Annotated in this window: 24 protein-coding genes and 1 riboswitch; of the genes, 3 read left to right on the forward strand and 21 right to left on the reverse strand. The window is 73.1% G+C overall.

Annotated elements, in window-relative coordinates:
• Window positions 1–73: 73 nt before the first annotated feature.
• The 12 genes from ACNYC2_RS12675 to rpe form a co-directional block, all read right to left on the reverse strand.
• On the reverse strand, window positions 74–577 hold the full coding sequence (locus ACNYC2_RS12675) for a PH domain-containing protein (RefSeq protein ID WP_419707363.1): 504 nt from the start codon (window positions 575–577) through the stop codon (window positions 74–76).
• Between the two features lie 5 nt (window positions 578–582).
• Window positions 583–1,446 (reverse strand): ATP phosphoribosyltransferase, encoded by an 864-nt coding sequence (gene hisG, locus ACNYC2_RS12680; RefSeq protein ID WP_419707364.1) that lies wholly within the window; start codon window positions 1,444–1,446, stop codon window positions 583–585.
• A gap of 56 nt (window positions 1,447–1,502) precedes the next feature.
• Window positions 1,503–1,766, reverse strand: a complete 264-nt coding sequence (locus ACNYC2_RS12685; RefSeq protein WP_108494143.1) for a phosphoribosyl-ATP diphosphatase — start codon at window positions 1,764–1,766, stop codon at window positions 1,503–1,505.
• A gap of 65 nt (window positions 1,767–1,831) precedes the next feature.
• Entirely contained in the window at window positions 1,832–2,503 is a 672-nt protein-coding gene (locus ACNYC2_RS12690; RefSeq protein ID WP_419707365.1) for a hypothetical protein, read from the reverse strand.
• Window positions 2,504–2,630: 127 nt separating this feature from the next.
• Complete coding sequence (gene ribH, locus ACNYC2_RS12695; RefSeq protein WP_419707366.1) at window positions 2,631–3,116, reverse strand: 6,7-dimethyl-8-ribityllumazine synthase; 486 nt, start codon at window positions 3,114–3,116, stop codon at window positions 2,631–2,633.
• Window positions 3,113–4,510: a 3,4-dihydroxy-2-butanone-4-phosphate synthase gene (ribB, locus tag ACNYC2_RS12700; protein WP_419707367.1), complete on the reverse strand. Its 1,398-nt coding sequence runs from the start codon at window positions 4,508–4,510 to the stop codon at window positions 3,113–3,115. The genes ribH and ribB overlap by 4 nt, the downstream gene beginning before the upstream one ends.
• 23 nt (window positions 4,511–4,533) lie before the next feature.
• Window positions 4,534–5,175: a riboflavin synthase gene (locus tag ACNYC2_RS12705; protein ID WP_419707368.1), complete on the reverse strand. Its 642-nt coding sequence runs from the start codon at window positions 5,173–5,175 to the stop codon at window positions 4,534–4,536.
• A complete protein-coding gene (gene ribD / locus ACNYC2_RS12710; protein WP_419707369.1) occupies window positions 5,175–6,329 on the reverse strand; it encodes a bifunctional diaminohydroxyphosphoribosylaminopyrimidine deaminase/5-amino-6-(5-phosphoribosylamino)uracil reductase RibD in 1,155 nt (384 codons plus the stop codon). Before ribD ends, ACNYC2_RS12705 begins: the two co-directional genes overlap by 1 nt.
• 117 nt (window positions 6,330–6,446) lie before the next feature.
• Window positions 6,447–6,581: riboswitch (FMN riboswitch) on the reverse strand.
• A 58-nt stretch (window positions 6,582–6,639) separates the two neighbouring features.
• A complete protein-coding gene (locus ACNYC2_RS12715; RefSeq protein WP_419707370.1) occupies window positions 6,640–7,293 on the reverse strand; it encodes a DUF2306 domain-containing protein in 654 nt (217 codons plus the stop codon).
• Between the two features lie 101 nt (window positions 7,294–7,394).
• Entirely contained in the window at window positions 7,395–8,081 is a 687-nt protein-coding gene (locus ACNYC2_RS12720; protein WP_419707371.1) for a response regulator, read from the reverse strand.
• Complete coding sequence (locus tag ACNYC2_RS12725; RefSeq protein ID WP_419707372.1) at window positions 8,078–9,247, reverse strand: sensor histidine kinase; 1,170 nt, start codon at window positions 9,245–9,247, stop codon at window positions 8,078–8,080. The genes ACNYC2_RS12720 and ACNYC2_RS12725 overlap by 4 nt, the downstream gene beginning before the upstream one ends.
• Before the next feature lie 205 nt (window positions 9,248–9,452).
• Window positions 9,453–10,115: a ribulose-phosphate 3-epimerase gene (gene rpe, locus ACNYC2_RS12730; RefSeq protein ID WP_419707373.1), complete on the reverse strand. Its 663-nt coding sequence runs from the start codon at window positions 10,113–10,115 to the stop codon at window positions 9,453–9,455.
• 79 nt (window positions 10,116–10,194) lie between these two features.
• Here rpe and ACNYC2_RS12735 point away from each other — a divergent pair, with 79 nt between their 5' ends.
• Both ACNYC2_RS12735 and ACNYC2_RS12740 read left to right on the forward strand, forming a co-directional pair.
• Window positions 10,195–10,623 carry a DUF1761 domain-containing protein gene (locus ACNYC2_RS12735; protein WP_419707374.1) on the forward strand — a complete coding sequence of 143 codons (429 nt, stop codon included), beginning with the start codon at window positions 10,195–10,197 and terminating at the stop codon, window positions 10,621–10,623.
• Window positions 10,624–10,905: 282 nt separating this feature from the next.
• A complete protein-coding gene (locus tag ACNYC2_RS12740) occupies window positions 10,906–11,253 on the forward strand; it encodes a hypothetical protein (protein ID WP_419707375.1) in 348 nt (115 codons plus the stop codon).
• On the opposite strand, the gene ACNYC2_RS12745 is transcribed toward ACNYC2_RS12740, so the two are convergent.
• Window positions 11,250–12,794, reverse strand: a complete 1,545-nt coding sequence (locus tag ACNYC2_RS12745) for an RsmB/NOP family class I SAM-dependent RNA methyltransferase (RefSeq protein WP_419707376.1) — start codon at window positions 12,792–12,794, stop codon at window positions 11,250–11,252. The two genes, ACNYC2_RS12740 and ACNYC2_RS12745, sit on opposite strands and share 4 nt — an antisense overlap.
• A gap of 53 nt (window positions 12,795–12,847) precedes the next feature.
• Window positions 12,848–13,795, reverse strand: coding sequence for a methionyl-tRNA formyltransferase (fmt, locus tag ACNYC2_RS12750; RefSeq protein ID WP_419707377.1), 948 nt, complete (start codon window positions 13,793–13,795; stop codon window positions 12,848–12,850).
• A gap of 107 nt (window positions 13,796–13,902) precedes the next feature.
• Between fmt and ACNYC2_RS12755 the strand changes: the two genes are divergently transcribed.
• Window positions 13,903–14,652 (forward strand): hypothetical protein, encoded by a 750-nt coding sequence (locus tag ACNYC2_RS12755; protein ID WP_419707378.1) that lies wholly within the window; start codon window positions 13,903–13,905, stop codon window positions 14,650–14,652.
• 41 nt (window positions 14,653–14,693) lie between these two features.
• On the opposite strand, the gene ACNYC2_RS12760 is transcribed toward ACNYC2_RS12755, so the two are convergent.
• From ACNYC2_RS12760 to mihF, 7 genes are all read right to left on the reverse strand, one after another.
• Window positions 14,694–15,359 (reverse strand): HAD family hydrolase, encoded by a 666-nt coding sequence (locus tag ACNYC2_RS12760; protein ID WP_419707379.1) that lies wholly within the window; start codon window positions 15,357–15,359, stop codon window positions 14,694–14,696.
• On the reverse strand, window positions 15,356–17,731 hold the full coding sequence (locus ACNYC2_RS12765) for a primosomal protein N' (protein ID WP_419707380.1): 2,376 nt from the start codon (window positions 17,729–17,731) through the stop codon (window positions 15,356–15,358). Before ACNYC2_RS12765 ends, ACNYC2_RS12760 begins: the two co-directional genes overlap by 4 nt.
• Window positions 17,732–17,819: 88 nt before the next feature.
• A complete protein-coding gene (gene metK / locus ACNYC2_RS12770; protein WP_377131262.1) occupies window positions 17,820–19,010 on the reverse strand; it encodes a methionine adenosyltransferase in 1,191 nt (396 codons plus the stop codon).
• A 91-nt stretch (window positions 19,011–19,101) separates the two neighbouring features.
• A complete protein-coding gene (gene coaBC / locus ACNYC2_RS12775) occupies window positions 19,102–20,376 on the reverse strand; it encodes a bifunctional phosphopantothenoylcysteine decarboxylase/phosphopantothenate--cysteine ligase CoaBC (RefSeq protein WP_419707381.1) in 1,275 nt (424 codons plus the stop codon).
• Between the two features lie 14 nt (window positions 20,377–20,390).
• A complete protein-coding gene (rpoZ, locus tag ACNYC2_RS12780; protein WP_357508611.1) occupies window positions 20,391–20,726 on the reverse strand; it encodes a DNA-directed RNA polymerase subunit omega in 336 nt (111 codons plus the stop codon).
• A gap of 129 nt (window positions 20,727–20,855) precedes the next feature.
• Entirely contained in the window at window positions 20,856–21,437 is a 582-nt protein-coding gene (gene gmk / locus ACNYC2_RS12785; protein ID WP_377131267.1) for a guanylate kinase, read from the reverse strand.
• A 31-nt stretch (window positions 21,438–21,468) separates the two neighbouring features.
• A complete protein-coding gene (gene mihF, locus ACNYC2_RS12790) occupies window positions 21,469–21,780 on the reverse strand; it encodes an integration host factor, actinobacterial type (RefSeq protein ID WP_116675126.1) in 312 nt (103 codons plus the stop codon).
• Window positions 21,781–21,941 lie beyond the last annotated feature (161 nt).

Below are 21,941 nucleotides of genomic sequence, written 5' to 3' on the forward strand. Positions count from 1 at the left end.
AGATAGAACCCTGGCGAAGTAGAACTCTGGCGAGATAGAACCGCAGAACTTGCGGTTCTATCTCGCCAGAGTTCTATCTCGGCGAACGGGGGTCGGGTTCCTCGGCCTCGCCCAGCTCGGCGATGAGCGCCACCAGGCGGCGCGCCTCGGCCATGCCGTGCTCGCCGTCCGCCCGCTGGATGCCCATCACGGCGAGCACGTCGCCGTCGGCCAGGTCCAGGTGCACCCACGGATCGTTCGGCCCGAACCGCACGGTCACTATCTCGGCCCAGACGAGCCGGCGGCTCGTGGCGTAGTTGACCACGGTGAGGCCGCCCGGGTCCGGGACGGCGCGCACGGCGCCGAAGCGCCACGCGATCACGGCGCCCACCAGCCCGAAGACGATCATCGCCACGCGGTTGGCGGTGTCCGCCGTGCCCGACGCCAGCGCGACGAACGTGCAGCCGCCGCCGGCCAGGACCGCCAGTCCGTACGCCGTCGGCGTGCCGAAGCGCCCCCGGAAGGTGCGGAAGCGGTCACGGTCACGGCGAGGGGCGTTGCCCGCTGCCCCCCGACCCGTGCCCGCCCCCGCACCCATGAGGCCTACAACCGCGAGGCGTGGATCGACGTCACGATGATGGCGCGTGCCCCGACGTCGTACAGGGCGTCCATGATGCGGTTGGTCTCCCGGCGCGGGACCATGACGCGCACGGCGCAGGCATCGCTGTGGTGCTGCGCCGAGACGGTCGGGGACTCCTTGCCCGGCGTGATCGCCACCGCCTCCTCCAGCCGCGACGCGGGGACCACGTAGTCCATGAGCACGTACTCGCGGGCGGTGATCACGCCCTCCAGGCGGCGGGTCAGGATGTCGAGGCCGGCGGGCGGCTCGGCGTCGGACTGCCGGATGAGCACGGCCTCCGAGCGCAGGATCGGTTCGCCGAAGACCTCCAGGCCCGCGGCCCGCAGCGTGGTGCCCGTCTCGACGACGTCGGCGATGACGTCCGCGACGCCGAGCCGCACGCTCGACTCCACCGCGCCGTCCAGGTGCACTATCGCGGCGGGCTCGACACCCTGCTTGGCCAGGTGCTGAGCCACGAGCGTCGTGTACGACGACGCCACGCGCCGCCCGGCGATCTGGCTGACGTCGGTCACGGGGTCGGTCTCGCCCGGGCCCGCGGGTGCCGCGTACCGGAACGTGGACCGGGCGAACCCGAGGCCGAGGTGCTCGACGGCGTCCGCGCCCGAGTCGAGCATCAGGTCACGGCCGGTGATGCCGACGTCGACCGTTCCGGTGCCCACGTAGACCGCGACGTCGCGGGGGCGCAGGAAGAAGAACTCGACGTCGTTCTCAGGGTCGGCGAGCACGAGCTCGCGGGTGTCACGGCGCTGGCGGTAGCCCGCCTCGCGCAGCATGTCGGAGGCGGGGCCGGACAGGGCACCCTTGTTGGGGACGGCTATGCGCAGCATGTGGTTGATTCCTCTCTGGGTGTACGACGGATCTGGGCGCGAGACACAAGGTCCCGCTACAGATGCGTGTACACGTCCTCGAGGGTCAGTCCCTTGGCGACCATCAGGACCTGCAGGTGGTACAGGAGCTGGGAGATCTCCTCAGCGGTCTCGCTGTCCGACTGGTACTCGGCCGCCATCCACACCTCGGCGGCCTCCTCCACTACCTTCTTGCCGATCGCATGGACGCCGGCGTCCAGCTGGGCCACGGTGCCGGAACCCGCAGGACGGGTCTCGGCCTTCTCGGTCAGCTCGGCGAACAAGGTCTCGAAGGTCTTCACGGGCCCAGCCTAGTCGGGCGACGGGGGCGCCGGCCCTCGCCGTCCCACGTGGTGGCCACTCGCCGCTATGACGCGGGCCACTTCGACGGCAGCGCGCCGTCCTCGGCCGGGGTCAGCACGCCCTGATACGGCGTGATGAGGTGGAAGCCGTCGGCGGCGTTGCCCTCCGCCGAGCCGTCGCCGAAGCCGTCGCCCATACCGTCTCCCAAGGCGGCGGACAGGAGGATGATCACGGAGCCGTCCGCGCCGCCGAGACCGCTCGCCGGGTCGAGCGGGTCACCCCCGCTATACGCCTCCCCGCTGCACGTCTGCGGCGTCGAGACGACGGCGATCTGCTCCCCGGGCGAGACGTCGAGCTCGGGCTGCGTCTGCGTGCGGCCCGACGGCGGATCCGGCCGCTCGAGCACCTCCTCGACTGTGACCAGCCAGCGGTTGGACTCGACGCCGTACATCCGCACCGTGCCGTCCTGCTCCACCACGGTCCCCCGGAGCACGGCGCCCGCGTCGGACGCCGCCTCCGCCGGGGTGTCGAAGAAGACCCAGTCGACGCAGGCGGACCCGCCCGACTGATCCTGCGACTCCTGCGTCTCCCGCGTCGAGTCCGCGGTCTCCGCCGTGCCCGAGGGCTTCGCTCCCCCGGCCGGTTGCGCCGCCGAGCAGCCGGCGAGCCCGCCTGCCGTGACCGCTGCGACGGAGGCGCTGACGACCGCCGTCCGCAACGCCGATCGTGAGATCAACCGTGCTGCCGCCCGCTGAGTACGTGTGGTTCCCATACCCCGTACATGTGCCGAGGCCCCCGTTCTTTCAGGCTCTGGTTGGCCTGTTTGCGAGGCGCGGGTGATGTTCTAGACGCTTGGCACACTATTAATGCAGGACTGGAGCGAGAGTCAGGTCGCGCAGCGTCACCACCGTGGCGACGGCAGCCTCCACCGCCTCGGCACCCTTGTCCTCGCTCGAGCCCTCCAGGCCCGCCCGGTCCAGCGCCTGTGCCTCGTCGTCGCACGTCAGCACACCGAACCCGACGGGAACACCGGTGCGGACGCTCACGTCCGTCAGGCCGGTCGTCGCCGCGGAGCACACGTACTCGAAGTGCGGCGTGCCGCCACGGATCACTACTCCGAGCGCCACCACGGCGTCCGCTCCCCCGGCTGCCGCCCGCGCCGCCGCGACCGGCAGCTCGAACGAGCCGGGCACGCGCACCTCGGTCCAGTCGGCGCCCGACTCCCGTAGCGCCCTCCGGGCACCCGCCAGCAGCCCGTCCATCACCTGCTCGTGCCAGCTCGCCGCGATCACGACGACCCGCAGGCCGCTACCGTCCACAGTCACCTTCGGTGCTCCAGCGCCGCTCATGCGCATGCTCCTTCGTCCTCGTTCATCGTTCGTTCAAAGCTCGGTTCAAGGCTCGGCTCGAGCTCGAGATCAAGGTCCAGCTCTTCGATGCGGTGGCCCATGACCACGCGCTTCGTCTCCAGGTACCGGTGGTTGTGCACGCCGCGTCCCACGACGAGCCCCCGGCGCCCGACGACGTCGGTGCCCGCCGCCCGCAGGCCCGCGACCTTCTCCGGGTTGTTCGTCAGCAGCGTCACGCCGTCGAGCCCGAGGTCCGCCAGGATGGCCGACGCCGCGCCGTACTCCCGCGCGTCCACCGGCAGCCCGAGGTCGACGTTCGCCTCCACGGTGTCCCGGCCGCCGTCCTGCAGCGCGTACGCCTGGATCTTCGCCGCCAGGCCGATGCCGCGGCCCTCGTGGCCCCGCAGGTACACGACGGCGCCGCCCTCCGCGGCGACCGCCGCGAGCGAGGCCTCCAGCTGCGGACCGCAGTCGCACCGCAGAGAGCCCAGCGCGTCACCCGTCAGGCACTCGGAGTGCACCCGGACCAGGGAGCCCGCACGCATCGTCTCCTCCTGCACGGAGCCCGTACGGCGCGGGCCGGACAGCGCCACGGGTGTCAGCGCCAGGTGCTCCGCACCCGACCGCAGGTCCCGGTACGCCACCACCCGGAAGTTCCCGTGCCGCGTCGGCAGCGACGCCTCCCCTGCCCGGAGCACCCGCGCGTCCGGGGCGCCGGCGCCTTCGACCGCCGGGTCGCCGGCCTGTGGCGCAGGGTCGTGCACCCGGCGCCACGCCACCAGGTCCGCGACGGTCAGCACCACGAGCCCCGTCTCCTCGGCCAGGGTGTACGCCTCGTCCAGGCGCATCACGGCACCGTCGTCCCGGACGAGCTCGGCGATGGCGCCCACCTCGCCCAGGTCCTGTCCCGCACGGCCCGCCAGCCGCACGAGGTCCACAGCTGCCTCGGTGTGCCCGGTGCGCTCCAGGACGCCGCCTGGCCGCGCCCGCAGGGGCAGCACGTGCCCCGGCCGGATCAGGTCCTGCGGGCCGGAGGACGGGTCGCCCAGCACGCGCAGCGTCCGCGCCCGGTCCGCACCCGAGATGCCGGTCGTGACACCCACCGCGGCGTCGACGGACACCGTGTACGCCGTCTTCCGGGGGTCCTCGCTCCGCTCCACCATCAGCGGAAGCTCCAGCGCGTCCGCACGGTGCGCGGGCATCGGCGCGCACAGGTAGCCCGAGGAGTGCCGCACCGTCCAGCCCACCCACTCGGCGGTCGCGACGCTCGCCGCGAGCACCACGTCGACCTCGTTCTCCCGGCCCGCGTCGTCCGCCACGAGGACGGGGCGGCCGGCGGCGAGCTCGGCGAGGGCCCGCTCGACGAGGCTCGTGTCCACGGCGTCCTGGTGCATGACGTGCACCGTCCCGCCCGCGCTCATCGTGCGGCCCCGGTCAGGTCGCCGACGCCGGTAGTCGCATCCGCCGCGAGGAGCCGCTCGACGTACTTCGCGAGCACGTCCACCTCCACGTTCACGACGTCGCCCGGGACCAGCCTGCCGAGCGTCGTCGCGGCGAGCGTGGTCGGGATGAGCGACACCCCGAAGCCGCCGTCCGACACCCACGTGACCGTCAGCGAGACTCCCGCCAGCGCGATGGAGCCCTTCTCCGCGACGTACCGGGTGAGGGCAGCGGGCGCGGAGAACTCCAGGTCGTCCCAGCGCGGTCCGGGCGTGCGGCGCACCAGCGTCGCGATGCCGTCGACATGTCCCTGGACGACGTGCCCGCCGAGCCTGCCGTTCGCGGGCAGTGCGCGCTCCAGGTTCACCACGGAACCCGGGACGAGGCCCCCGAGCGAGCTGCGGCCCAGCGACTCGGGCATGATCTCCGCGACGAACGAACCGTCCGCCACGGAGACGACGGTGAGGCACACCCCGTCGACGGCGATCGAGTCACCGGGCCGGGCGTCGGACGCGGCGAGCGGGCCCGCGACGGTGACGACGGCGTCCGCGCCGTCGTCACCGTCAGGACGGTCGAGCGCGACGACGGAGCCGAGCTCCTCGATGATTCCGGTGAACATCAGATCTCCTCCTTGGTGTGCCGGCTGAGCCGACCGTGCTGGACTGGCTGGACTGACTCGGTGGCCGCGGTGGCCGCCGTGGGCTCGGTGGGCCGGGCAGGCTGGACGCGACGCGCTACCAACAGCACGTCGTCGCCGAGCCGGGTCACGTCGTGGGTGGTGAAGCGTGCGGCGTCGCCGATCGTGGTGACGCCCAGGTCGCCGACGGCGGTCGCGCCCGCGCCGAGCAGCACCGGTGCGACGTACGCGTGGAGCTCGTCCACCGCGTCGGCGGCGAGCAGCGCGGTGGCCAGGGTGGGGCCGCCCTCCACGAGGAGATGGCGCACCTCGCGCTCCGCGAGCTCCCGCAGGACGGCGCCGAGGTCGTGCTCGGGCAGGTGCAGCAGCGCACCGCCCGGCCCGCGCAGGCGAGCATCCTCGGGCACCGCGCGGCGGCCGACGACCACCCGGAGCGGCTGGTGCTCGAAGAGGCCGCCGTCGATCGTCCGTGCGGTGAGCGACGGGTCGTCGGTCAGGGCAGTCCCCGTGCCGACGGCTATCGCGTCGACCTGCGCGCGGATCGTGTGGGCGTGGGCTCGTGCCTGCGGGCCGGTGATCCAGCGGCTCGTACCGTCCGCGGCGGCGACCCGCCCGTCGAGGCTGGTCGCAAGCTTGAGGGTGACGTAGGGGCGTCCGGTCCGGACGGCGTGCAGCCACTGGCGCAGCAGCTCCTCGCCCTCCTCGGCGAGGATGCCGGTCGTCACCTCGATCCCTGCGGCGCGCAGCTTGGCCGCGCCACCGGTCGCCACCGGGTTCGGGTCGGCGACCGCGACGTGCACCGCGGCCACACCGGCGTCGATCAGGGCGTCGGCGCAGGGCCCGGTGCGGCCGTGGTGGGCGCAGGGCTCGAGCGTCACGACCGCTGTCGTGCCCCGCGGGTCGACGCCGCGCGAGCGCGCGGCGGCCAGCGCCGCCGCCTCCGCGTGCGGCGTGCCGGCGCCGCGGTGGAAGCCCTCGGCGACCGGCTGGCCGCTCGGGTCGAGGAGCACGCAGCCGACGCGCGGGTTCGGGCCGTACGCCGGGCCCTGCGCGGCCAGCGCGAGAGCGCGGCGCATGGCGGCCTGGAGCGTCGTGGCCGCATACGCCGCGTCGCGGCCCAGCGGTGGCTGGTTCATGCTGTCCTCCCCGAGCTTCGGTGCTCCGGGGTGGACGACGGGGCGCGGACGAGGCCGACCGGCCCTGCCCGCGCGCACGACGTCACGACGACGCACGCCCCAGGGGACGGCGACGCCGCACGTGCTTCCTCCCATCCGGACTTTCACCGTCGGTCCTGGAGTTTCACCAGATCAACCGGTCCTCCTTGCGGAGGACGCGGGTCGCGGACTTTAACCGCCGGCTCGGAATTACACCGACCCCGGAGCACGTGTGTGCGTACTGCTGCTTGCCAGCATGCCATAAACCTCGCGGCCGTCGGCATGGCTTGCGTCACACCCGGGCGGCGATCCGCCGCCGACGGATCACCCACTCGGCCACCGCCGCGTTGATGACCCACGCCGCCGTCATGAGCACCGTGTTGACGACCGGCCCCGGCATGCCCGCGAGCGCGATGTACGGGCCGATCAGCAGCGCCTGCGTGCCCGCGCCCATGGCCAGCGCGTACGCCCGCATCATCCAGGCCCGGTGCGTCATGAAGTCGCGCCGCAGCGCCGCGCGCACGCCCAGGACCAGCGACACCGCCATCACGACGCCGACCACGTAGCGGACCCCGTTGACGACCACGGTGTCCTTGTCGGGCAGGTCGTAGAACGCGGTCATCCAGAGCCCCGTCAGCGCGACACCGAGCCCGGCGGGGAACAGGACGCGGCCCGCCAGCCGGTGCCAGCTGCGTCGTCGCAGGCTCGGGACGAACTGGAACGCCCCCAGCATGCTGTAGACGGTCACGCAGACGATGTGGACCAGCACCGGGATCGGCTGGGTCACGAACCGCGCGTTGTCAGCGGTGAGCACGGGGTCGGCGGCCAGCTCGGAGACGCGCGCGGCGCCGCCGAGCGCGGGGACGAGCGCGAGCAGGAGGAGGCCCGCGGGAACGAGCCATTGGCGGCGGCTGGTGGGCTTGGTCCGCACCTGGGATGTGGTCATGGTGCGAGCCTGCCCCGCCGGCCCCCGCAGGTCATGGGCCCGCAGACCGGTCTCGGCCTGGCCAAAAGTACGAGTCGCCGAAAGGACGGGTGCAGCCCGCGTCAGGGCTCGTGCGCGGGGCGCACGGGACGGAGCCGCCCCGTGTCGTACGCCCAGAGCGCCACCTCCACGCGGTTGCGCGCACCCAGCTTGGTCATCAGGTTCGCGACGTGGGACTTCACGGTGCTCAGCGTGACGAACAGCTCGCGCGCTATCTCGGTGTTCGTCCGGCCGGTGGCCACCGCCAGCAGAACCTCCTCCTCGCGTGCCGTGAGCGGGTCCAGCGGCTGCGCGGGCAGGTCGCGGGGACCGGCGTCGGTGAAGGCTCTCAGGAGCCGCGTGGTGACGCTCGGGGCGATCAGGGCGTCGCCCGACGCGGCGGCCCGGATCGCCTGGGCCAGGAGCGCCGGGCCGGCGTCCTTGAGCAGGAACCCTCGAGCCCCGGCGCGCAGAGCTGCGTACACGTACTCGTCCAGGTCGAACGTGGTGATCACGACGACGGCGAGCGGGTCCGCGACGCTGGGGCCCGCGAGCAGCCTGGTCGCCTCGATACCGTCGACGTCCGGCATCCGGATGTCGAGCAGGGCGACGTCGGGGCGCAGCCGCTGCGCGAGCTCGACCGCTGCCCGACCGTCGGCGGCCTGCCCGACGACCTCGATGCCCTCCTGGGCGTTCAGGATCATCGTGAGGCCCGTACGGACGATCTCCTGGTCGTCGGCCACGAGGACCCTGATGTCTCTGCCTGTCATGCGGCGCCCGAGATCGGGAGGACCGCCTCGACGGTCCAGCCGGCCGCGTCGGGCCCGGCGTCGAGCGTGCCGCCCAGCAGCGCCGCACGCTCGCGCATCCCGGCGAGCCCGTACCCGCCGTGCCTGTACCCGCCGTGACTCGGAGGGACCGGCGCACCGCCGTCGTCGGACACCCGGAGCCGGACGGACGTCTCACCCACGGTGACACGGACCGTGATCCGCGTGGCGCCCCGGGCGTGCCGGCGCGCGTTCGTGACCGACTCCTGCGCGATGCGCTGCACCGCGCCGCCCACGGCCGCCGAGACCCGGGCGGGGTCGCCCTCCAGGTCGACCTCGACGCGCGGCGTGGTGGGGTCGGCGAGGCGTTCGACGTCGGCCAGCGTGGGCCCCGGAGCGAGCTCGTCCGCCTCGTCCGCTCGGTCGCCGCCACCCTCGGCCGGGCGGAGCTCGTCCGACCGCAGGACGCGGACCAGCATGCGCATCTCGGCCAGCGCAAGGGAGGCCTGCTCCTCGATCACCCGCAAGGAGTCGGCCGCCGCTCCGGGATCGGTCTGCGACACGGCGAGCCCGGCCTGTGCTCGCACCGCGACGGCCGAGATGTGGTGCCCGACGACGTCGTGCAGGTCCCGGGCCAGTCGCTCCCGTTCGAGCAGCACCACCTGCTCACGCTCGCGCCGGCGCGCGCCGGACCGGTACCGGAGCGCCAGGCCGAGCGCGAACGTCGAGCCGAGGATCAGGCAGCCGATGCCCACGTCGGCGAGCGTGAGGAAGCCGAGCGCCGCGTTCGCCCCCATCTTCGCGAGGACCACCGCCGTGCCGAGCACCATCGCCCGCCCGCTCCCCCACCGGAACAGCGCGTACGCCAGGACCAGCATGAAGACGTTCGAGGCGAAGGCCAGGTCCCGGCCGAGCACGAGCGCCGGCACCGTCGACGCGACGAACGCGACGACGACCGTCGCCAGCGGGTGCGTCCGGCGCCACAGCAGCGTGGGCGCGAGCACGACGACGGTGGCGAGCTCCAGCCACCGTCCCTGGACGTCCGACCGCGCGACCGCCTCGATCATGGCTCCGGCCACGACAACGGCGACGAGCACCCAGTCCCGCCACACGCGCACTGGCGGATCGGCGGGCCGCGGTTCGTCCCAGACCGAGCGGATAGCGGACACGCGCTCATGCTACGAGGACCAGGGGCACCGCCGGATCAGGCAAAAGTACGAGCCGGCCCCCCGACTCCTGGCTTTTGGCGACGTACCTCCGGGCCGAGTGGTGCGTTGTACGCGCTTGGCACACTTTTTTGCCCGAGTGTCGAAGCGAACCGCCGCCGGCGACCGGCGAGCCCGGGCCGCCGGACCAGCCGTGGCTCCGCGCAGGTCAGTGCGTGTGCTTGCTCGCCAGCTCGCGCAACGTCGCGATCTCGGCCGGGATGTCCTCGGCCCCGTACACGGCCGAACCCGCCACGAAGACGTTCGCCCCGGCGTCGGCCGCACGCTCGATCGTCTCTCGCGACACTCCCCCGTCGACCTGGATCCACACGTCCAGACCGGACTCGCTCACGGCCTCCCGCGCACGGCGGATCTTCGGCAGCGTGCCCTCGATGAACGACTGCCCGCCGAACCCCGGCTCGACGGTCATCACCAGGATCATGTCGATCTCGGCGAGCAGGTCGAGGTAGGGCTCCACCGGCGTCGCCGGGCGCAGTGCGACGCCCGCCCGCGACCCGAGCTTCCGCAGCTCCCGCGCCAGACGCACCGGCGCCTGCGCCGCCTCCGCGTGGAAGGTGACCGACGCCGCCCCCGCCTCCGCGAACGCGGGCGCCCACCGGTCGGGGTTCTCGATCATGAGGTGCGCGTCGAGCGGGACGGGCGACACCTTCGCGAGCCGCTCGAAGATCGGCAGCCCCAGCGTCAGGTTGGGCACGAAGTGGTTGTCCATGACGTCGACGTGCGCGTAGTCGGCGTCGGCGATCCGGCCGAGGTCGCGCTCCAGGTTCGCGAAGTCGGCGGACAGGATGCTCGGGGCGATGAGGGCTGCCATGATGCCAGCGTAGAGCGCGATTCTCCGCACCACCGAACCGCATACCCAACCGCGCAGTCCCCACAGTCCGGGAGCGACGATGATCCCCGAAGTGAACTACTGGGCAGTGATCGTAGCCACGCTGTCCACGCTTGTCGTGGGCTCCCTCTGGTACACGCCGAAGGTGTTCGGCACCCGCTGGATGCGGCTGGCGAAGGTGGACCCCAAGGCCGCCGAGGCGGCGGGCATCTGGCCCATCGTCGTCACCGTCGTCGTCAGCTTCCTGACGGCGTGGGTGCTGGCCGGCGCCGTCTACATCTCGTGGGAGTTCTACCAGGGCGCTTTCCTGACGGCGTCCGTCGTGACCGCCGTCCTGCTCTGGATCGGGTTCACCGCCGCGCGCATGATCACGCACGACGCCTTCGAGGGCCGTCCCCCGGCGCTCACCACCCTGAACCTGGCCCACGAGCTCGTGACGATCCTGGTCATGGCAGTGATCATCGGGGTGTGGCCGCCGGCGGGTGTCTGACGCCGCAGGCCTGACGGGAAGTCTCCAGCTTCGGCGAAGATCACCCGGCCCGTGTCGCAGAGGTCGTGGTCCGACGTCGAACCGCACCGCTAGCCTCCGTGTGTGGCACAGCAGCAGGGGCGCGCAGCAGGGACGCGCCTGGGTACCCTCGTCCGTGAGCTGGGGCGTTCAACGACAGGTGGACTTGTATCCGCCATCTGCTGGATCGTCGTGCTGTCAGCCTTACCCGGCTACCTCACGTTCGGGTACTTCCAGGACAGACAGATCCTCGCGGAACGCGGGGTGCAGATCGTCGCGACGGTGACCGAGGCCCACTGGTCGCGCAGGGGCTCCGACACTGTGGTCGTCAGGCCGGTTGATCCGCCGTACTTCGAGTCGACGCTCTACCGCTTCCCGGATGTCGGTGTCGGTGATCGACTCGACGTGGTCTTCGATCCACAGAATCCGGCACGGATCGCCGCTGTCGACGGGCCGCTGATCAACGGCTCCGTCCTCGTCGTCGCGGGCCTCGACCTGCTCAGCCTCCTGGCGTTGCTCTTTGCCATCGCGGCAGCCGCCGAACTCGTCCGGCGCGCGTGGGCACGCCTGCGTGGCAATCGAACGCCGGGCCCCGACGGGTCCCCTCGCTAGGCTCTCTTGCGCAGCAGCGTCAGATGCATCGCGTCGGTCCCGTGCACGTGCGGCCACAGCTGGACGTCGTCGCGGTCCGACAGCGGAATCTCTTCGCTGACGCCCCCGGCGCTGACCACGGACCGCACGGCGGCGGCCGTGTCGAGCCGCTCGACGTCGTCGCGCTTCCTCAGCACGTCGGAGACCACGAGCTGCGTCTCGGCGAGGTGCGGCGAGCACGTCACGTACGCCACCACTCCCCCGGGCCGGACGGCGTCCAGCGCGGAGGCGAGCAGCTCGCGCTGCAGGCCGGTGAGCTCGGCGAGGTCCGACGGCGTCCGCCGCCACCGGCTCTCGGGCCGACGGCGCAGCGCGCCCAGCCCGGTGCAGGGAGCGTCCACGAGCACACGGTCGTAGACGCCGGGCTCGTCGGCACCCACCTCACGCCCGTCGCCGGTGCGCACCTCCTCGACGACGCCCTCCGGCATGGCCGCGAGGGCGTTCGCGACGAGGCGGGCACGGTGCGGCGCCACCTCGTTGGCGACCAGCGTCGCGCCCCGCTGGGCGGCCAGCGCCGCCAGCAGGGCCGCCTTGCCGCCCGGGCCTGCGCACAGGTCCAGCCAGCGCTCGTCACGGCCCTCCAGGGGCGCGTCCGCGAGGGCGAGGGTCACGAGCTGCGAGCCCTCGTCCTGCACGCCGGCGAGGCCCTCCCGGATCGCGGGGATCCCCGCGGGGTCCGAGCCCTCCAGGCGCAGCGCGGTCGATGCCCAGCGCCCGCGCACGAGCTCGGCGTCGCCCCACGCAGCCTCGTCCGAGACGTCGACCAGGCCGGGCCGCGCCACCAGCGTGACGCGCGGCGGCACGTTGTCCGCGGCCAGCAGGGCACCGATCTCGTCGACGTCGCGACCGTTGCCGGCCAGCGCCTCGCGCATCGCCCGGGCGATCCACATCGGGTGCGACTCGGTCGCCGCGAGGCCGGCCAGGGCGTCCGGCGCCTCCTTCGTGAGCACCGCGAGCCACTCGTCGAGCGAACGCTCCGAGACCCGGCGCAGCACCGCGTTCACCATCTGCGCGGGCCCGGCGCCCACGCGGTTGCGCGCGAGGCCCACCGTCTCGGAGACGGCGGCGTGCACGGGCACCCGCATACCGAGGACCTGGTGGGCACCGAGCCGCAGGACGTCGAGGAGCGCCGGGTCCAGCCCCGGCAGCGGGCGGTCCACCAACGTCGCCAGGATCGCGTCGTACCGGCCGCGCAGGCGCAGCGTGCCGTAGGTCAGCTCGGTCGCGAAGCCCGCGTCCCGCCCGCGGATCTGCCGCTCGCGCAGCAGCGGGGGCAGCACGAGGTTCGCGTACGCGTCGGACTCGTCCACCTCACGCAGCACGTCGAACGCGACCATCCGGGCCGGGTCGGTGCGCTTGCGACGCTCCGACGGCGCCTGCGACGTGCGGGGACGGTCACCGGCCCGGAACCGCGCCGCGCTGCGTTCCCGGCCTCGAGAGTTCCGGCGCGGGTCGTCGCGGCGCGGATCGTCCTGGGGCGGGTGAGAAGAGGTGTTCGGCACTACCCGATCCTACGTTGACGCGGCTGGTCAGCCGTCTCAGACGACTCGGCCGGTCAGACGGCCGCGCCGCCCAGCACGAGGCCCGCCTCCACGAGCTGTCGGCCGCCGCCCCGTGCCCAGTCGGGCGCGGGCATCGCCTTCTTCCCGACGGGCCGCACCTCGCCGAGCGCGACGGCGTGCGTGGCCGTGCCGACCAGCACCTCGTGCTTCAGCGCGCGCACCTCGCCCGCGCGCAGGTCGGTGACCTCTGGGCGCGGCGCGACCGGCCCGAGGCCCAGGCGCGTGCCGTCCGGCAGCACGGTCCACGCACCGGGCGCGGGCGTGCAGCCCCGCACCAGGCGGTCGATCGCGAGCGCCGGGTCGGTCCAGGCGACGCGGGCGTCGTCGGTGGTGAGCTTGGGGGCCACGGACACGCCGTCGGCGGGCTGCGGCTGGGGCTGGAGGGCGCCGTCCTCCAGGGCGTCGAGGGTGGCTACGAGCAGCTCGGCGCCGGAGACCGCGAGGCGGCCGAGGAGGTCGCCCGACGTGTCGGTGGGCCGGATGGTCTCGGTGGCCGTGCCGAGCACAGGGCCGGTGTCCATGCCCTCGTCGAGCAGGAACGTGGTGGCGCCCGTGACCTCGTCGCCCGCGATCACCGCGCGCTGGACCGGTGCGGCACCGCGCCAGGCGGGCAGCACCGAGAAGTGCAGGTTGATCCACCCGAGGCGAGGCACTGCCAGGACCGCCGGGCGCAAGATGTGGCCGTAGGCGACGACGGGGGCGGCGTCGACCTCCAGGGCCCGCAGCCGCTCGATGAACTCGTCACCGCGCGGGACGTCCGTGATGACGGGGATCCCGGCCTCCTCGGCGCGGGCGCGCACGGGGCTCGGCGTGAGCTTGCGGCCGCGGCCCGACGGCGCGTCGGCGCGGGTCAGGACGGCGACGACCTCGTGGCGCGAGCCGATCAGTGCCTCCAGTGAGGCGACGGCGGGTTCGGGGGTTCCTGCGAAGAGAAGACGCACCGGGTCATTCTAGGTTCGGTGCCTGGTGCCGTGCTCCCGCGGCCTGCAAGTGCCGTGGCTCTTGGCACAGAGACGTAGCAGCAGCTCCCACCGGTCGGAGGACCCTGATGCGTCGAACCGTGCTCGTCCCCTGGATGGTCCCTCTGCCCGCCAGCCGGTGGCTCGCTGGTGGCCTCGTCGGTGGCATGCTCGCTGCCGTCCTGCTCGCCGGGTGCGCCGCCGGTCCGGGCAGCGACGCCGGCTGCGGGACGGGCGCGGGTGCCCGTACGGGCGACGCCGGCTATGCCGAGGTGCTCGCCTGGTCCGCGCCGACCGCCGACTACGCGTGGTACCCGAAGACGGTGACCTCCGCCCTGCCGTCGGTCACGTACACGGGCGCCTCCGGGGACGCGCACGCCTCGGAGCTGGCCGCCGTCGGCCGGTTCACCTCCTGGGAAGAGGGCGAGCGGGAATATCCGACCGTCTCGACGATCGACCTGACCTTCGAGGTCGACGAGGTAGTCGACGCCCTGGGTGACCTGTCGATGCTGGAGGGCGGCACCGTCATGGTGCACGTCGGTGTCAACGCCTGCGCGGACGTCGGCCGCGTGGCCGACGAGCTCCTCGGGCTGGGTGACGTGGTGCTGTTCCTGAACCACGTGGGTCCCGAGCCGTGGCCGCCGCCGGAGTGGATCAACGTCTTCGGCGGTGCCTTCCTGGGCGATGTGCACGACGACGGCGCGGTCACCTGGCCCGTCGCGGACGCGATAGCGGCGAACAACCCCGCCGACGCCCACCCCGAGGCCGACGCGGCGACGCTGGCGGATCTCCGGACGGCGGCGACGGAGGACCGCACCGTCGATCTGACCGCTGGCTGAGCCCCGCTGGGCCCTCGCCTATCGACGCAGGCCTGGCGACGCTACTCCGCCACCGGGAGCCCCAGCGCTCGCAGGTCCTTGCGCAGGGCCTCCGTGGTCGTGAACACGACGCCGTGGAACCCGACGCCGCGTGCGGCGTCCACGTTCACGTCCTTGTCGTCGATGAACACGGCGCGGGCCGGGTCGACGCCGAACCGCTCCACGACCAGCTCGAAGATGCGCCGGTCGGGCTTGGCCATGCCCTCACGGCCGGACACTATGACGTCGTCCATGAGGCCGATCGCCGGCGCGGCGGGCTCGGCACTGTGGAACGTCTCGGCCTGCCAGTTCGTCAGCCCGTACAGCCGCAGCCCCAGGCCCTTCAGCTCGGCGACCAGCTCCGCCGAGCCCGCTATCGGTCCGGTGAGCGACAGCTCGTAGTTCTCGATGTATCGGCGCAGGTCCGGGGCCAGGTCCGGGCGGGTGCGCTCCACGCGCTGGAGCAGCACCGAGTACGGCGTCCCTGCGTCGGCCGCGTGGTTGATGGAGTGGAAGTCGACCGCCGTGAAGAAGGCCTCGATCTCGGCCCGGGGGCGCCCCGGGTACGGGCCGAACGGGTTCCAGCCGACCAGCACGTTCCCGAAGTCGTACACGACCGTGTCGATGACGGTCTCGGGCGGGACCGCGGACTGGTCCCCGGGTGCGATGACAGGGTCGGCAGAGCTCACAGCATCTCCTTCGGGTCGAGCTGGACACGCACCGTCCCGCCCTCACGGCGTGCGGAGCGGACGGCAAGGCTCGCCTTGAGCCTACGGGCGAGCTCGTCGCCCTGGGCGAGCGGTACGCGCAGCACGGTCCGCACGGGCAGGTCCAGCGCCTGTAGACCGGCCGCTCCGCCCCGGCCCGACGACGGCGCCCCGGCGCCCCGCCCTCCCGGCCCACGCCCGGCGGCGTCCGGGTCGAGCTCGACCGGGCCCAGCACGCCCGAACCTGCCCCTGGGTCCTCGCGCAGCCCGATCCGCGCGACGACGGCCTCGACAGCCGTCCGGTCCCCGGTCACCGCCGCGACGCGCACAGCCGGCGGGAGGTGCAGCTCGGCCCGCTCGTCGAGCTCGCGCTCCGCGAAGCCGGCGGGGTCCCAGCGCACCAGGCCCTGCGTGGGGCCGGGGGCGCCGTCGCCGACGAGCAGCACCTGCCCCTGAGGCCCGGGGCGGACCAGGGAGGCGGCGGCCAGCCAGCGGTGCAGGGCCTCCGTACCCGAGGCGAGGCCGGTGCCGCCCGTCATCACTGCCGCGTCGAGGAGGAGGGCCGTCGCGTAACCGGACTCGGCTACCGGCTCCGCGCCGGGCGTCGCGACGACGAGCGCGGGCGTGCCGGGGACGGCGTCGAGCACACCGCCCGGTGCGGTGGCCGAGGACAGCCGCACCGGCACACCGGCGAACGCCCGCCCGAGCTCTTCCGCGGTGCGCGCGGAGCCGACACGCACCGACCGCAGGCCGGTCCAGCCGCACTCCTCGCAGTGCCACCCGCCCGCCAGCCGGCCGCACCACGAGCACTGCGGGGCGCCGTCGGCGTGCGGGAGACCCAGCGGGCCGTGGCAGTGGCCGCAGCGGGCAGCGACCCGGCAGCGTGAGCACGCCACGACCGGCAGGTAGCCCGACCGCGGCACCTGCACCAGCACGGGGCCGCGTTCCAGGGCGTCGCGGGCAGCCTTCCAGGCCACGGACGGCAGCCTGGCCGCCGCGGCGGCGCCGTCCCGCGCCAGCTCCACGGAGGTCAGCGCCCGGACGCGCGGGGCGCGGGCCCGGACGACGTCCCTGGGCGCCGCCAGCTCACGGGCCCAGCCCGAGGCCAGCAGCGCCTGCGCCTGCACCGTGCGCCCCGGTGAGCCCAGCAGGAACGCCGTGTTCTCCCGCTCCGCACGCAGCGCCAGCACGTCGCGGGCGTGCGGGTACGGGGCGTGCGGCTCGGCGAGGGTCTCCTCGCCGTCGCCCCACAGGACGACCAGCCCGAGGTCCGTGACCGGGGCGAACATCGCGGCCCGGGTACCGACCACCACGCGCGCGGCGCCGCGCAGGGCACGGAGGAACGCGCGGTAGCGGGGGGCCGGGCCGTCGTCCGCGAGAAGCCGCACGACGTCGTCCGCCGCGAGGCCGGCGAGCTCCAACGCCGCGGTCACGCGCGCGGCGTCCCGGGCGTCGGGTACGACCACCAGCGCCCCGCGGCCGCCCGCGACGCATGCCAGGACGGCCTGTGCGACGGCGGCTGCCCAGTGCGGCGTGCTCGCGCTGCCGGCTCGGGTATCGGTACCCGCATCCGTGTCGATGCCCACGCCCGGCAGCGCCGACCACACGGCACGCGGTGCCTCGCCCGCCATGATCCGGCGCAGGTACGCCTCTCCCCCGCGGTACGGGGCCCAGGCTATGGACGACGGCGGGGTGGCGGGTTCCGAGGTCTCGACAGGCTCGACCAGCGGTGGGGCAGGCTCGACCGACGAGGTGGCGGGGTCGGGGGTCTCGACAGGCTCGACCACCGAGGGGCCGGGCTCGACCGGCGGATCGGCGGGTTCGGCCAGCGAGGGTGCCTGCACCGGTTCCTTCTCGACGCGTGCGTGCCGCGGCGGCAGGGCGAGGCGCAGCACGTCGGCCAGCGTGCCCGCGTAACGGTTCGCGACGGCGCGGCACAGGTCCAGCACCTGCGGCGTCAGCACCTGCTCGCCGGACACCACCTTGCGCAGCGGCACGAGGCGGCCGTCGTGGTCGGAGGTCTCCTGGCGGGCCACCACGTATCCAGCGACGTCCTGCCGCCCGAAGCGGGCCTTGACGCGGACGCCGGGCTGGGCGTCGTCGGCCATGGTGACCGGGACGAGGTAGTCGTACGCCTGGTCGAGGTGCGCGGGCTGCAGGTCGAGCACGACGTGCGCCACCGGGAGCGTCCGAGTGATCGGCACGCCGTTGGTCTCGGCGTTGTCGAGCGGGTTCCTGGACCCGGCCTTGCCTTGCCCACCACGCCCACGGCGACCCGCGGGCACAGCACCCACCTCGTCCAGCCCGAGCAGCGCTCCATCCGGCAGCGTCTCCTGCTCCGTGTCCCCGTTCACGTGCCTATCCCACCACGCGCCACCGACATCCGAGCCCGGGCCCGCTGGTGGTCGGCCACCGCCGGAGCGGACCGCCGTCAGAACATCCTCAGAACAGGCTCAGGAGGTCCTCGACGCGGTTCGTGCGCTCCCACGTGAAGTCGGGCAGGTCGCGCCCGAAGTGCCCGTACGTCGACGTGGCGCGGTAGATGGGCCGCAGCAGGTCGAGGTCCCGCACGATCGCGGCCGGGCGCAGGTCGAACACCTCGCGGATGGCGGCGGTGATCCGCTCCACGGGCACCGTCTCCGTGCCGAACGTCTCGACGTAGAGGCCCACGGGGTGCGCCTTGCCGATCGCGTAGGCGACCTGCGCCTCGCAGCGCCGCGCCAGCCCCGCCGCGACCACGTTCTTGGCGACCCAGCGCATCGCGTACGCGGCGGACCGGTCCACCTTGGAGGGGTCCTTGCCCGAGAACGCGCCGCCACCGTGCCGCGCCATGCCGCCGTAGGTGTCGACGATGATCTTGCGGCCCGTCAGCCCGGCGTCGCCCTGCGGCCCGCCGATGACGAACTTGCCGGTCGGGTTCACGAACTTCTTGGCGCCCGACCACTCGAGCCCCGCGGACTCCAGCACGGGCGCGATGACGTGCTCGGCGACCTCGACGTGCAGCTTCTCCTGCAGGACGTCGGCGTCGTGCTGCGTGGAGAGCACCACCGTGTCCACCGCGACGGGCCGGTCGCCGTCGTACCCGACGGTGACCTGGGTCTTGCCGTCCGGGCGCAGGCCCAGCACCTCGCCGGACTTGCGGACCGCGGCCAGCCGCTCCGACAGGCGGTGGGCCAGCCAGCCGGCCACGGGCATCAGGGACGGTGTCTCGTCGGAGGCGTAGCCGAACATGAGCCCCTGGTCCCCAGCGCCCTGGGCGTCCAGGGGGTCGAGGTCGCTCGTGTCGTCCCGCATCTCCAGCGCCTTGTCGACGCCCTGCGCGATGTCGGGCGACTGCTGGCCGATCGACACGGAGACGCCGCACGAGTCGGCGTCGAACCCGATGGTGGAGGACGTGTAGCCGATCCCGCGCACGACGTCCCGCACGATCTGCGGGATCTCGACGTAGGCCTCGGTGGTGACCTCACCAGCGACGTGCACCAGGCCGGTGGTGACCATGGTCTCCACCGCGACGCGCGACGTCGGGTCCTGCTCCAGGAGCGCGTCGAGGATCGCATCACTGATCTGATCGCACACCTTGTCCGGATGACCCTCGGTCACGGACTCGGACGTGAACAGACGCAGCTCGCTCATGAGCCCCAGCCTACTGTCTCGCACAGCGAACAGTCGATCCTGAAAGGTGAGACGGGGATCACGGCCGAGGCTCGATCAGCACAGCAGCGGCTCAGGGCAGCAGCTTGACGACGGCGTCCCAGACGGCGTCCGCCACCTCACGCTTCGTCCCCGAGGCCGCACCGACCACCTCGCCGATGCCGTCGAGCAGCGTGACCTCGTTGCTGTCCGTACCGAATCCGCGCCCGGAGCCGACGGCGTTCACCGCTATCAGGTCGGCGCCCTTGCGCCGCGCCTTGGTGCGGCCGTGGTCGAGCACGCTGCCGGACGCGTCACCCGTCTCGGCGGCGAAGCCGACCACCACCTGGCCGGGGCGCAGGCGCTCGTGCGCGAGCTCGGCCAGGATGTCCGGGTTCTCGAGGAGCTCGATCGGCGCGGGCCCCTGGCCCGGCACCTTCTTGATCTTGGCGTCCGGCGTGACGGCGGGCCGGAAGTCGGCCACGGCGGCGGCCATCACCACGACGTCAGCCTCCGCGCCGGCGGCCCGCACGGCGGAGCGCAGCTCGGCGGTCGACTCGACCCGTACGACGGCGCAGGCGAGCCGGCCAGCCGCACCGCGCGCGGACTCGACCTGGTCGGTCACGTCCTGGGCGAGGTTCGCCGCGACCAGCGTCACGTCCGCGCCGCGTGCGGCGGCCGCCTGGGCCAGCGCGACACCCTGCCGGCCGCTGGACCGGTTGCCGATGAACCGGACGGGGTCGATCGGCTCGCGTGTGCCGCCCGCGGAGACGACCACGCGGCGTCCGGTCAGGTCCTGGGTCTCGACAAGCGGTTCCTGAGCCTGTCGAAGGGCGACCAACGGGGCGTCGACCAGTGCCAACGCCTCGCGCGCGATGTCCTCCGGCTCCGGCAGGCGTCCGGGACCCGTGTCCGTGCCGGTGAGCCGGCCCGACGCGGGCTCGATCACGTGCACGCCGCGCTCGCGCAGCGTCGCCACGTTCGACCGGGTCGCGGGGTGGTCCCACATCTCGGTGTGCATCGCCGGCGCGAACACCACGGGGCAGCGGGCCGCCAGCAGCGTGGTGGTCAGCAGGTCGTCGGCGCGGCCGGCGACCGCGCGCGCCATGAAGTCGGCGGTCGCCGGGGCGACGATCACGAGGTCGGCGCCCTTGCCCAGCGCCACGTGCTGGACGCCGGGCACGTCGTCGAACACCTCGGTGCTGACGGGCTCGCCCGACAGCGCCTCGAAGGTCGGCGCGCCCACGAACTCGAGGGCGGCCCTGGTGGGGATCACCCGCACGGCGTGCCCCTGCTCGCGCAGCAGGCGCAGCAGGAGGACCGCCTTGTACGCGGCGATCCCCCCGGTCACGCCGAGGAGGATCCTCATGACAACGAGTCCGGTCAGGCCGGGAAGTCGGGCAGCGGCTGCTCGGCCTTGGCCGCAGCGGCGGCGTCGGCCTGCGCCTGGACCTCCGCCGGGTCGACCTCTTCGATCGTGAGGAGGCCCTGGGTGATCTCGCGCATCGCGATGGAGAGCGGCTTCTCCTGGTTGCGGGTCTCGACGAGCGGACCCACGTTCTCCAGGAGGCCCTCGTTGAGCTGCGAGTAGTAAGCGTTGATCTGACGTGCGCGCATGGAGGCGTACAGCACGAGGCCGTACTTCGAGTCGATGCGCTCGAGCAGCTCGTCGATCGGCGGGTCGGTGATGCCCTCGGGGGCGGCGACGGTTCCGGCCATGGTGAAGCTCCAGAAGTCTGAGTGACGGGGGGAAAGTCCGAGGGACGAGTCTACCTGCTCGATCGCTCGGACGCGGCAGGCCGGACCTGCTCCGGCCTGCCGTGGTCTGCTCTGGCCTGCGCGGGCCTGCTAGCCGGCGACAGGTGTGGTGGAACCCACACCCATCCCCACACCCATCACAGCGACGAGCGCGTCCGTGGCGCGGTGGACGTCGTCGTTCACGATCGTGACGTCGAACTCCTCCTCCGCGGCGAGCTCGACCCGCGCGGTGGCGAGCCGGCGCTCGCGCTCCTCGGAGTCCTCGGTACCGCGCCCGACGAGCCGGCGGACCAGCTCGTCGAAGCTCGGCGGGGCGAGGAAGACGAATCGGGCCTCAAGACCCGAGGCCGTCACCGCGTCACGCACCTGGCGTGCACCCTGGAGGTCGATCTCCAGGAGGACGGGCACCCCGGCGGCGAGCTTCTGCTCCACCGGCCGCCGTGGCGTCCCGTAACGGTTGTGGCCGTGCACCACTGCCCACTCGAGCATCTCACCGGCGGCGACCATACGGTCGAACTCCTCCGGCGACACGAACAGGTAGTGCACTCCGTCCACCTCGCCCGGGCGCGGCGACCTGGTGGTCGCCGACACGGAGAGCCAGACCTGGGGGTAACGGTCCCGCACATCGGCGGAGACCGTCCCCTTGCCCACCGCGGTGGGTCCTGCGAGCACGGTCAGCCGTGCCGTTTGTGACGTACTGATCTCAGCCAAACCTCTCGATGAGCGCCGCCGACTGGTGCGGTCCGAGGCCTCGGACGCGGCGGGTCTCGGCGATCCCGATCTCTTCCATGATCGCCCTGGCCTTAACCTTACCGACCCCGGGCAGTGACTCGAGCAACGAGACGACCTTGAGCTTGCCGACGACGTCGTCCTTCTGGCCCTGCTCGATGACCTCCTTGAGGGAGCCCTGCGAGTACTTGAGCTTGTTCTTGATCACTGCCCGAGCGCGACGCGCCTCGGCGGCCTTCTCGAGTGCTGCCGCACGCTGCTCGGGGGTGAGGGGAGGTAGTGCCACGCAAGTCACCTACTCGTGTCTCGACCGGCCTCCTGGGCTAGGACGTCCGGTCCTCGCTCGGGCAGGATGCCCAAGTCCGTGACCTGGTCCGCGACCGGTCTGGTGTGAACTGCTGCATCGAAAGTAGCCACCGCCCCACCGGTCGGCAATCGCAGAACGCC

Source organism: Promicromonospora sp. NFX87 (assembly GCF_048564965.1).
In the GTDB taxonomy this organism is placed as follows: Bacteria; Actinomycetota; Actinomycetes; order Actinomycetales; family Cellulomonadaceae; genus Promicromonospora.

Excerpts from the sequence above, each read along its gene's own strand:
- ACNYC2_RS12675 (WP_419707363.1), bottom strand. The coding sequence starts at position 577 with ATGGGTGCGGGGGCGGGCACGGGTCGGGGGGCAGCGGGCAACGCCCCT.
- hisG (WP_419707364.1), bottom strand. The coding sequence starts at position 1,446 with ATGCTGCGCATAGCCGTCCCCAACAAGGGTGCCCTGTCCGGCCCCGCC.
- ribH (WP_419707366.1), bottom strand. The coding sequence starts at position 3,116 with ATGAGCGGCGCTGGAGCACCGAAGGTGACTGTGGACGGTAGCGGCCTG.
- ribB (WP_419707367.1), bottom strand. The coding sequence starts at position 4,510 with ATGCACCAGGACGCCGTGGACACGAGCCTCGTCGAGCGGGCCCTCGCC.
- ACNYC2_RS12705 (WP_419707368.1), bottom strand. The coding sequence starts at position 5,175 with ATGTTCACCGGAATCATCGAGGAGCTCGGCTCCGTCGTCGCGCTCGAC.
- ribD (WP_419707369.1), bottom strand. The coding sequence starts at position 6,329 with ATGAACCAGCCACCGCTGGGCCGCGACGCGGCGTATGCGGCCACGACG.
- ACNYC2_RS12715 (WP_419707370.1), bottom strand. The coding sequence starts at position 7,293 with ATGACCACATCCCAGGTGCGGACCAAGCCCACCAGCCGCCGCCAATGG.
- ACNYC2_RS12720 (WP_419707371.1), bottom strand. The coding sequence starts at position 8,081 with ATGACAGGCAGAGACATCAGGGTCCTCGTGGCCGACGACCAGGAGATC.
- rpe (WP_419707373.1), bottom strand. The coding sequence starts at position 10,115 with ATGGCAGCCCTCATCGCCCCGAGCATCCTGTCCGCCGACTTCGCGAAC.
- ACNYC2_RS12735 (WP_419707374.1), top strand. The coding sequence starts at position 10,195 with ATGATCCCCGAAGTGAACTACTGGGCAGTGATCGTAGCCACGCTGTCC.
- ACNYC2_RS12755 (WP_419707378.1), top strand. The coding sequence starts at position 13,903 with ATGCGTCGAACCGTGCTCGTCCCCTGGATGGTCCCTCTGCCCGCCAGC.
- metK (WP_377131262.1), bottom strand. The coding sequence starts at position 19,010 with ATGAGCGAGCTGCGTCTGTTCACGTCCGAGTCCGTGACCGAGGGTCAT.
- coaBC (WP_419707381.1), bottom strand. The coding sequence starts at position 20,376 with ATGAGGATCCTCCTCGGCGTGACCGGGGGGATCGCCGCGTACAAGGCG.
- rpoZ (WP_357508611.1), bottom strand. The coding sequence starts at position 20,726 with ATGGCCGGAACCGTCGCCGCCCCCGAGGGCATCACCGACCCGCCGATC.